Genomic DNA, 9,210 nt, shown 5'->3' on the forward strand with positions numbered 1-9,210 from the left:
CCTTTTTATCTTATGGTATTTAAATTCATGGCAAATGCGCAAAAGCGCAAAGCCGTGTAACGAAGTTCAAGCAGCATTACCGCGCAAAGCAGAATGCACACGCGAATCTGTGTTGGCATGTTTTGCTGCTTTAAAAATGCGACGGCGACTTTTGGGGTAGCGGTCGCTAAAAACCTGCTCGACGGGCAAACCGATAAAATCGGCAATAGCACGTTCGGCTTTCTCGTTAGACCGTGTCCAGATATGTTGAACACTGGATGACGAGAGTTGATAAGCTTTCGCGAGCTCCGCCAAGGTCATATTACGGCGGCGTAGCTCAGCTAAAATACTATGGCGATCCCATACTTGAATGCATGTTTGGGTGGTTGTCATAACTTTCGCTCCTGCTTCAAACGAATGCTCAAACCATCCGTTTTTTGTGGGGTTAATTGTAAAATATCTGCCCTCTATATCGGGCGGTAATTAGATGTATAATGCCAAATTCGGCTTTTGTAAATACCGAAAATGGATTTGGAGTGATTTTTTGGCACGTCCTGAAAAAGAACCTACAACAGAACTGGCAAAACGCTTGCGTGAAATACGGCACACCCTTGGTTTTACAGAGCGCAAACAATTTGCTAAACATTTTGAAATCCCCGAAACGACTATGCGCAATTATGAAACGGGTTTGCAAGAACCCCCTGCATCTATAATGCGAATATATAAAGATCGCTGTGGAATATCCTTAGACTGGCTTGTCACTGGTGAAGGCGAAATGTTTAGTGACATGGCAAAAGCGAAAGCAGCAGGTTTTAAAGCACCTACCATCCCTGCTGGTCTCATGAAAAAGCTTGGTCGCATAGCTTATACAACCTATCGCGATGCTAAAATAAAACTCCCCCCTGAAGATATAGCGGAACTCGCGGCGGAACTTTATAAAAAACTGCAAGAGCTTGTTCAAGACATCAACGACACGGAAGAAGTAGAAGCAACTTTCCCTCTTCTTAAAATTCATTTAAAGCGTCAAATAGAAGCTGAAAATGCACATCCAGAAACTACATAAGATATAGCTTAATGCCTCTTTAATATGAAAAATCGATATGAAAATCTTTTTACATTAAAAAAATAATATAACTATTTGATTAATAAGTATATATTTCCTATAAAAATAGATAATCATCAATAGGTGAAAATCTTTTTTGCTTTTTTGGTTATTTTTGGCTGATTTCGGAGTGAGCTTCACAATTTACCGAATTTTTTTCACAGGGTCTTCAAAGGCGGTTTTCTGGGCTTTCACAGACTTTTTAAAATTTTTCACAGGGTTTTCAAAGACCTTTCAAAGCCTTCTCTCATTTTTACCTTTAAAACGCTCTTTTTTCTAATTTTCACTATTTTTCGCTCTTTTTTACAATTTTAGGTGTCAAAATCTATTTTGACAAAACGCGCATTTAATGCTAAATTTTATACATAAAAACAACAAATTACCACGTATTCCTACCTAATCCCACCTTTTCCCACTTAGTATAAAACCTAGTGTCAAACTACACACATGTTTCTCTTTGCTCTATTTTTCAATCAAAATGGTATGCTGTCATTAAGAGATGCACTATGATCAGCAGCACCTGAAGCGATAGCATAATTTTGAGAAGTAACGGAAGAAGGGGCAGATTGATCTTTCTTTACATCAAGCAAATACAACTCGCCTTTGAATTGTGGCAAGACAATCTCTGTTGTGTAATGGTCATGCCCATTTTTATCTTGCCATTTGCGTGTTTGTAATTTTCCTTCTACGTAAACTTTTGAACCTTTGTTGAGATATTGAAGTGCAATTTTTGCCAAATGTGGATTGAAAACCACAATGGAGTGCCATTCCGTTTTCTCTACTTTTTGATGAGTATTTTTATCCGTATAGCTTTCAGAAGTTGCTATACTAAAATTGACTATTTCTGCTCCAGAATTCATTGTTTTGCTTTCGGGATCAGCACCTAAACGCCCGATTAACATCACTTTATTTAGCATGTTTTTTTACCTTAAACTTGTATTTTAATACATACAAAATCCTAGCATGATTTGCATATTTTTTCAATTATTTCAAAAGGATATTGTTGTTTTTTAACATATAAAATTATGTTTTAGATGACTGATTCTTGATAATGACTGATCACAAAACATTCTGCAGTAAATTAATAACTTTTTGAAAAGAATCAGCAATGGTACCTACTTCTTTAGTAGCATTACCAATTTTTAGAATTCTTTCTTTCCAGTTTTTACCAAGTCCCTTAACTTGATTCATTGTAATTTTCTGTAAAACAGGTTCAATGGATCTCAGCCATTCGTCACTTCTTTTGTCTAGTTGAGAAATTTTACTACATAGAATTTTAGGATCATCACAATCAGATGCTTCATTGCGGACAATAAACAAATTATCTACATGAGTATCTTCAATCAAATAAGGAGAATGAGTAGAATAAATCACGCTATTCTTGTCAAAAGATGATAATTTCTGTAAGGATTGTAATATTTTTTCTTGGGGGTGGATATGTAGATTGCTCGCTGGTTCATCCAATAAGAAAATTATTCCATTTTTGCTCCTATTGGTACGGATATCTGTAAGTACTTTAAAACAAAAGAACCAACGACATCCTTTGCTTCTTTCATGTAAAGAAAAAGTACGGTCCTTGGCTTTGACCTTTAAACAAAAATCTACAAAGTAAGAATGAGATTCTATCGCTTTTTCTATGCTAAATCTATCAAATACAGTTTTTCCTCCCGTAATGTCTTCCCAATCTTTGGTAACAACAGTGTTAAGATAATCATTTATAGAAGATAGACGTTGATCGACGGCATCTTTATCATTACAATCAACGATATCACGTTGAAAGCTAATATCAAGTTTTGGTTCTTTACTAGAGCGTTTTTTACGACTGCCAACCAATAAATCATTAAAAATATCATGCCATAAAAGATTCTTTTTATCGCTTAGCGAACTATCTTCTTTTAATTCTTTATAGCAATATGGAGCTTCACTTTTTAAAAATCTAATCTTATCAGGTACATCAAACATAAAATCATCATAATAGACGATTTCAGGAATGTGGCCCTTTAGGTAATTTAAAAGAGCTGTTGCTGTTTCATCTCCACAATTCTTACCGTTGATCTTTATATATTTTTCTGTGCAAATACTATTAGCGAATGAATATACAAAAGATAAATGGAGTGTCTGTTTTTTTTCAAGTAAATCATCTTTGATTTTTTTAAGTGTTTTAATCTTAGCTAATTTTTCAATCTCTGTTTCATCCAATAAAATTGTGGTAGATAAAACAATATCTTCATCAAAAAAAGCTGTTTTAGGACGTATAGAAGCAAAATCTTCGACTGTTAATTGTTTCCCTAAACATAGCTGTGACAAGAGATGAATACCTTGCAAAGTTGTTGTTTTTCCTGATTCATTATTTCCCACCAAAATAAAAGGAAAACTTCTATCTCCTCCTGAGAAATCTATTTTTAGAGGCTCTCCTATTCCTTTAAAATTTTCTAATTCAAATGAAGTAAATATCATGATAGTCTCCAGTGGTACCCTAAAAACAACGCCTTATAACATATAAAATAGGAATGTTTTTATCGTGTTCCAAAATGATCAGCAAATTTCACTATTTTGCTGTTTTAAGCCGCTTTAGAATTGCTACTGTCATGACACTCTTCACTAGGCTTGCCTATTCTCATGAATGAAATGCGCTTGCCTCCTAAGGCTAGGTTACGCGTATTTTCAACTGCTGTAAAAACTCTCTCAGCAACACCATAAAGCCTGCTTTCTAAATCACGACAATAATGCGCTAGATCAGCGCATGAGGGCACAAATGTTGTGGACATGCCTTTTGCTTTACCACGTATAAGATTTTTAACAGCTTGCAATAAAGACCAGAGTGAAATGCCGTTAAGAGCTGCGATATAAGCCTTTGCACGCGCTTCTACATTTGAAACTTTTTGCATTGTCAAACCACCTTCAAGCACATCAAGAGCCTCTGCTATGTCTTCAACAGACGCTTTCACGGTAAGTAAGTTTTGAACAGTCTGATAAGCTTCTAAAGCTTGTTTCTCTAGGGTTGCTGTCAATTGAATGCCATTTCTCAAGGTCCATGGAAACTCCAGAGTTACACATTGCTCTATCTGTTGCACGGTATCTTGTAGAGGTGTCACTAAGCTGTGTTGCACCGATAAGATTACGGATTGTCTCTCCGGTACCACCACGAGTTCTTTGATCTTTTGAAAAGTTTCCATTGTTTCCACCATTGTTGTTCGTGTTTTTTGTTTTTTCTAAATCATCAACCGCCTTGCGTACCCAGTTACGCCATGTTGCTTGCCAATCGGTTTTGGTTGCATTTGCTCCGGCTTTTGAACGCCAGTAATCTCGAAACTTTGCAATTTCGACTTTGACGCGCTCTGGAGGCAAGCCCTCTGCAATGGCAAAATCGTAATCCGGTTCAAAATCCGTAGGCAATCGACAACCGCGATTAGCTTGCGCTCGTTTTGCTTTTTTGGGAACGTTCTCTTGCTCGTGAATGGGAGGTTGGTTGTCTGATGATGTTGTGATTTGCTCTGATGTGGTCTCAACAGCAGCAACCTCTGTTGGCTCGTCAACCTGTTCGTTTGTTTCTAAACTTTCAGAACCAATTTCTTTTTTTGCTAAAACGTTAGTTTTAGTTTTTTTATATATATTCTTATTCTGGTTCTTTATAGCTTGATTTTGCTTAGCGTTTGCTTCAGCAAAAAAAACGTTTTGCTTGTCATTTGCTTCAGCAAAATTATTAACATGTTGTTTTGTATTGTTTTTTGCTTGTGCACCTTTTTTACCAGCTTCACTACGAACTTGCGATATGTGCTCTTTTTTATCAGAAAAATCTTTTAGTTCTTCTTCAACGCGCGTATTCCACAATCCATTATCTGTCTCAACAAGTTTATCGTTCCTCATTAAGTATTCGACAATAGCTGCAAATTTTTTCTGCGAACAATTGCAAGCACGTGCAAGCGTTTCAAAATCTTCTTTAATTGGTGCTTTTTTATCGTACATGCGAACGAGAAGCGTCATATAAGCGCCCCTTTGCTCTAACGTCATTCCATCTGTACCACTTATCCAGTCATACAAATGGAATCTTATCCATGGCATACCATTAGACATGCGCGCCCCCTTCTTTCATTAAATATAAATTAGTGATCATAATCCCCCCCTTAAGGCTGTTGCCTATTTATGCGTGAGCTGTGACAGAGCGCGTAGTCATAAGTTAAAAAAATGAACTCACTCAATTCAAAAATACACTGCATGCTTCATCTCGCTGCACTAACTAAATGTGTAGACCGATTGTATTTCTGTAAACTATCTATGAAATGCTTTTTGAAACCGTGCGCATCGCTATATGCCTTTATAGATAATGAAGGTCCTAAAGTACTTTGAACTATCAAATTATCATTTGCATCAAGAGAAAAATTCCAATCAGAATCGCTAAAAACAATTGTGCTGCCGTCTGGAAAATCCATTTCTTTTATTGAATCTTTCAAAATGTGAAAAGTGTAATATGGTCTTTGCAATACCTTTGTAGAGCTTTGCATTTTTTTATGAGAGACATAAAAACAAAAAATCGTGATTACATTGACTATAAAAAACACAATCATCGTCGCCCAACTGGAATCCATCTGTATTTCCTTTCTTCTTTAAGAATGTGAATGGTGCTGTTGATGTTCATTCTTTTCTGTAGAAGCAGCAGTAAAAGCAGATTGTGAAGATAATTTAGAATCACATGATTGCGTCCTATAAAAAAACGAGAAAAAGTCTTCTGCCTTAATCGGTGCTCCAATTCTTTTGGCTTCATTCAAAAGAATTGGGATATGTTTTGTTGGAATTCTCCCACCAGTTCCACCTTTTGATATAGGACGGAGCCAGACATATACGCGTGTTCTATGCACCCCAAGCAACTGAGATACCCTACGAACCCCACCTAATAGATTTATTATTTCCGAAAATTGTTTCATAGCACATTATGTAGCGATTATAAAAACAATGTCAAGAAGGAAAATTAATAATGAAACCACATGTTGCTAAATTAGAAAATGACGATTGTATACAACGTACCTACAATAAAGATATGACAATAAGTATCTCACAATGGTTGCAAAATGCCTTATCTGAAGCTGGATTAAGCCAATCAGAGCTTTCAAGACAGCTAACCGCTTCTTTAGGTCGCTCGATAGATCGTGCTGCCGTCAATAAAATGCTAAAAGGAACAAGAGATATTTCTGCTCGAGAATTATTAGAAATATCAAAGCTTACAGGTGCTTCTATTCCTACTAATCACTTAGTTCCTTTGATTGGATCTGTAGGAGCCGGAGGAGAAATAATCGCAATAGATTCTGGTTGTCTAGAAGAAGTAGAAGCCCCGCCATCTGCTCCTAAAGGAACTGTTGCTGTTCGCGTGGTAGGTGATTCTATGTTTCCAGCCATTGAAGAAGGAAGCCTTCTTTTTTATTCCTATCATTTGCCACCAGAGGATCTTATTAACAACCGCGCCATCATAAAAACTAAATGTGGAAAAGTTTACATCAAAGTATTACGTCTAGGGAAAGAAAAAGGGAAATGGGTTTTATCCAGTATAAATGGAAAATATGCTGATATCGTAGATGTAGAATTAGAATGGTGTGCACCTATCGACTGGATTAAGCCAGCCAGAATATGAGTTAATATTTTTATATTTCTCTTCAAGCAAGCCTTTAGTTTATTACTTTTAAAAAAATTTTTAAAATCGCTACATTTTTTGTTGACTTTGTTTTTAAAATCGCTACATTGGTATCCATAAACCACGCACAAACAATCGCCAAGAGGCGTTAGGGAGGAAAAATTATGGAAAATCCAATTCTTATAAATTCCGATGAAATTTTATTAGTTGTCTATAATGATGATCAAAACATTGGTCGGTCAGGACCACTGGATGAAAGCCAAGTTCTAAAAATTATTGACGAGGCAGATGATGCAATCCAAATCTTTCGCATCAATCCTTCTGAAAAGAACTGTGAAGACATTTCTGAAGAGATCGCAGAAGCATATGTAAAAGAAAATATCGAACGTCTCTATGAGGATAGTGAGGTTCATTATTTTATATGAGAAAGTGATGTTACAATAAACTTTTAGGCGAGATCGCAGACGAAAAATATAATGATGAGATTTACGGTACTTACGAACAACAACACCGTTTGCGTCCTTGTGATGTGCTTTAAAAATTCTAAAGGGCGCTTTTAAATGTGCCCCCTTTAATCCATCAATAATTGATTAGAGTAAACTTATGAATACACATGATAATGATAGTGAAAGATATCTCATACCTGAAAACGAGGTAGACAACAAAATCGGTTATGTCCAAATGGTCAATGCCCATGTAATGCATAGGCACTTACATTTGAAATAAGATTTTTCCACTTGGTTTAATGATTGTGTTGAAAAGCTTGATCTAAAAGAAGGCGTGGATTTTGTTTTTACAAAACAAGAATGGAACAGACAGAAGATTTGTCCAAAATCTGAAATAGAAACAGATAAAACCGATAATCATTACTTCAAAATTTACGCAGCAAGGAAAATCGCTAAAGCAGAGCGCCATAGAAACTATGGCAGAATATTATGCCAAAACTTGTGTTTTCATTAATTTAGGAAGTGATGATGAAAAGCCTTATTGTAACATCTGAAAAATATGAACTTTTTGAAAGGAGTTCATCATGAATACTCTCATAGAGATTAAAGAACAAGCCATTGATAAGGAAATTGTTCAGACAGTAAATGCACGTGATCTGCATACATTCTTAGAGGCAAAACGTGACTTTTCCAATTGGATTAAGGACCGTATTACCAGATACAATTTTATAGAAGGACAAGATTTTATAAAAACACAAGATTTGCGGTCACCAAATTTGGCGAGCGCAAAATCTAGAGCTGTTATCGCAATTAATTACCATCTCACTTTGGAAATGGCAAAAGAACTTTCCATGGTAGAGCGTAATCAAAAAGGTAAACAAGCCCGTCAATATTTTATTGAATGTGAACGGCGTGCAAAGAAACCTTTAGACCTTGCAAACGCTTTAGAAGACCCTCTCTTTGTGAAAAAACTGCTTTTAGAAAGCGTCACACAATTAGAGACCTTAAAAAGCGAAGTGAATACCCTTAAACCAAAGGCAATGGCTCTTGAAAGCTTACAGCGTCATAATGGACTCTTCGGTCTTACAGAAGCTGCTAAAATACTCGAGATGCAATCAAAACAGTTCATTCTCTTCTTACAGAAAAAAGGTTGGGTTTACAGACGAGCAGCAGGTGGAAATTTGCTTTCTCATCAAGACAAAATCCAAAAGAAACTTATGGATTGTCCAACTATCACACTTCAAACCGCAAGTGGAATAGAAAAGGTCATTCCTTTGCGCAAAAATCACAGCAAAAGGAATTGGTGTGCTGTCTCAAGAGCTTAAAAGACAAAGCATGCATTAAGAGGAGGTTATTATGATAAAAAAGAAATACGAACTGACTGATGAGACAATTAAAGTTGATAGAATAACGCTTTACCGTATCCGTGCATTAAAAGACTTTGGAGATGTTAAAAAAGGTGATCTTGGTGGCTGGGTAGAGAGTGAAAGAAATCTTAGCCATGATAACAATTGCTGGATTGGTGGTGAGGCATGGGTTTATGATGATGCCGAAGTTTATAATAACGCAAAAGTTGGTGGTAATGCCATAGTAGCTGGCAAAACAGCATTTTATGGAAGTGATGCTATCTTAAGGTAGGGGCAAAAATCATGGAAAAAAAATACGAACTGACTGATGAAAAAACTGAAGTTAATGACAAAACACTCCGCCGCATTCGTGCATTGAGAGATTTGGGGGATGTCAAGAAAGGTGATCTTGGCGGCTTTATAGAGAATGAAGACAATCTAAGTCATGATGGCAATTGCTGGGTAGGCGATGATGCAAAAGTCTATGGTTATGCCAAAGTTTTTGGTGATGCTTATATTGATAACATTGCTGATATTTACGAAAATGCATGTGTTTTTGCCAATGCACAAATCTACGAAAATGCACAAGTTTCCGGTGGTGCATTTATTAATGGAAATGCTAAAATTTATGACAGTCCATTGATTTCCATCAGAGCAAAAGTTGGGGGAAATGCCAAAATCTATGGTTATGCATTTATTCATGGAAACGCAGAG

The 9,210-nt window shown here is 36.3% G+C and carries 12 protein-coding genes and 2 pseudogenes; 7 read left to right on the plus strand and 7 right to left on the minus strand.

What is annotated here, in order from left to right; all coding sequences use genetic code 11:
• Positions 1-66: 66 nt before the first annotated feature.
• Positions 67-372, minus strand: coding sequence for a helix-turn-helix domain-containing protein (locus tag ACFINK_RS08085; protein WP_375638692.1), 306 nt, complete (start codon positions 370-372; stop codon positions 67-69).
• Positions 373-523: 151 nt separating this feature from the next.
• On the opposite strand from ACFINK_RS08085, the gene ACFINK_RS08090 reads away from it, so the two are divergent.
• Positions 524-1,042 (plus strand): helix-turn-helix domain-containing protein, encoded by a 519-nt coding sequence (locus tag ACFINK_RS08090; protein WP_375638707.1) that lies wholly within the window; start codon positions 524-526, stop codon positions 1,040-1,042.
• Between the two features lie 512 nt (positions 1,043-1,554).
• Here the strand turns inward: ACFINK_RS08090 and ssb are convergent.
• From ssb to ACFINK_RS08120, 6 genes are all read right to left on the minus strand, one after another.
• Entirely contained in the window at positions 1,555-1,998 is a 444-nt protein-coding gene (ssb, locus tag ACFINK_RS08095) for a single-stranded DNA-binding protein (RefSeq protein ID WP_375633769.1), read from the minus strand.
• A 142-nt stretch (positions 1,999-2,140) separates the two neighbouring features.
• Positions 2,141-3,538: an AAA family ATPase gene (locus ACFINK_RS08100; RefSeq protein ID WP_375638693.1), complete on the minus strand. Its 1,398-nt coding sequence runs from the start codon at positions 3,536-3,538 to the stop codon at positions 2,141-2,143.
• Positions 3,539-3,642: 104 nt separating this feature from the next.
• Positions 3,643-4,029, minus strand: a complete 387-nt coding sequence (locus ACFINK_RS08105) for a hypothetical protein (RefSeq protein ID WP_375638695.1) — start codon at positions 4,027-4,029, stop codon at positions 3,643-3,645.
• The gene (locus tag ACFINK_RS08110; protein WP_375638697.1) at positions 4,013-5,155 is read right to left on the minus strand and encodes a YdaU family protein; all 1,143 of its coding nucleotides are present in this window, start codon (positions 5,153-5,155) and stop codon (positions 4,013-4,015) included. Before ACFINK_RS08110 ends, ACFINK_RS08105 begins: the two co-directional genes overlap by 17 nt.
• A gap of 146 nt (positions 5,156-5,301) precedes the next feature.
• Positions 5,302-5,667 (minus strand): hypothetical protein, encoded by a 366-nt coding sequence (locus tag ACFINK_RS08115; RefSeq protein ID WP_375638699.1) that lies wholly within the window; start codon positions 5,665-5,667, stop codon positions 5,302-5,304.
• 18 nt (positions 5,668-5,685) lie between these two features.
• On the minus strand, positions 5,686-6,003 hold the full coding sequence (locus tag ACFINK_RS08120; RefSeq protein ID WP_375638701.1) for a helix-turn-helix domain-containing protein: 318 nt from the start codon (positions 6,001-6,003) through the stop codon (positions 5,686-5,688).
• A 50-nt stretch (positions 6,004-6,053) separates the two neighbouring features.
• Here ACFINK_RS08120 and ACFINK_RS08125 point away from each other — a divergent pair, with 50 nt between their 5' ends.
• The 6 genes and pseudogenes from ACFINK_RS08125 to ACFINK_RS08150 form a co-directional block, all read left to right on the plus strand.
• On the plus strand, positions 6,054-6,704 hold the full coding sequence (locus ACFINK_RS08125) for a LexA family transcriptional regulator (RefSeq protein WP_004854224.1): 651 nt from the start codon (positions 6,054-6,056) through the stop codon (positions 6,702-6,704).
• A gap of 164 nt (positions 6,705-6,868) precedes the next feature.
• Positions 6,869-7,242 (plus strand): annotated as a pseudogene (locus tag ACFINK_RS08130) (hypothetical protein).
• A gap of 65 nt (positions 7,243-7,307) precedes the next feature.
• Positions 7,308-7,664: pseudogene (locus ACFINK_RS08135) on the plus strand (antA/AntB antirepressor family protein).
• A 70-nt stretch (positions 7,665-7,734) separates the two neighbouring features.
• Positions 7,735-8,475, plus strand: coding sequence for an antA/AntB antirepressor family protein (locus ACFINK_RS08140; protein WP_375638702.1), 741 nt, complete (start codon positions 7,735-7,737; stop codon positions 8,473-8,475).
• A gap of 31 nt (positions 8,476-8,506) precedes the next feature.
• Positions 8,507-8,788: a hypothetical protein gene (locus tag ACFINK_RS08145; RefSeq protein WP_375638704.1), complete on the plus strand. Its 282-nt coding sequence runs from the start codon at positions 8,507-8,509 to the stop codon at positions 8,786-8,788.
• 11 nt (positions 8,789-8,799) lie between these two features.
• Positions 8,800-9,210 (plus strand): hypothetical protein (locus ACFINK_RS08150; RefSeq protein WP_375638705.1); only part of this gene is annotated, 411 nt, incomplete at its 3' end.

Origin of the sequence: Bartonella sp. AA16NXGY, from assembly GCF_042197325.1 — a bacterium.
GTDB lineage: Bacteria > Pseudomonadota > Alphaproteobacteria > Rhizobiales > Rhizobiaceae > Bartonella.

Coding starts and splice junctions, on each gene's coding strand:
- ACFINK_RS08100 (WP_375638693.1), bottom strand. CDS start 3,538: ATGATATTTACTTCATTTGAATTAGAAAATTTTAAAGGAATAGGAGAG.
- ACFINK_RS08110 (WP_375638697.1), bottom strand. CDS start 5,155: ATGTCTAATGGTATGCCATGGATAAGATTCCATTTGTATGACTGGATA.
- ACFINK_RS08125 (WP_004854224.1), top strand. CDS start 6,054: ATGAAACCACATGTTGCTAAATTAGAAAATGACGATTGTATACAACGT.
- ACFINK_RS08085 (WP_375638692.1), bottom strand. CDS start 372: ATGACAACCACCCAAACATGCATTCAAGTATGGGATCGCCATAGTATT.
- ACFINK_RS08145 (WP_375638704.1), top strand. CDS start 8,507: ATGATAAAAAAGAAATACGAACTGACTGATGAGACAATTAAAGTTGAT.
- ssb (WP_375633769.1), bottom strand. CDS start 1,998: ATGCTAAATAAAGTGATGTTAATCGGGCGTTTAGGTGCTGATCCCGAA.
- ACFINK_RS08115 (WP_375638699.1), bottom strand. CDS start 5,667: ATGGATTCCAGTTGGGCGACGATGATTGTGTTTTTTATAGTCAATGTA.
- ACFINK_RS08120 (WP_375638701.1), bottom strand. CDS start 6,003: ATGAAACAATTTTCGGAAATAATAAATCTATTAGGTGGGGTTCGTAGG.
- ACFINK_RS08140 (WP_375638702.1), top strand. CDS start 7,735: ATGAATACTCTCATAGAGATTAAAGAACAAGCCATTGATAAGGAAATT.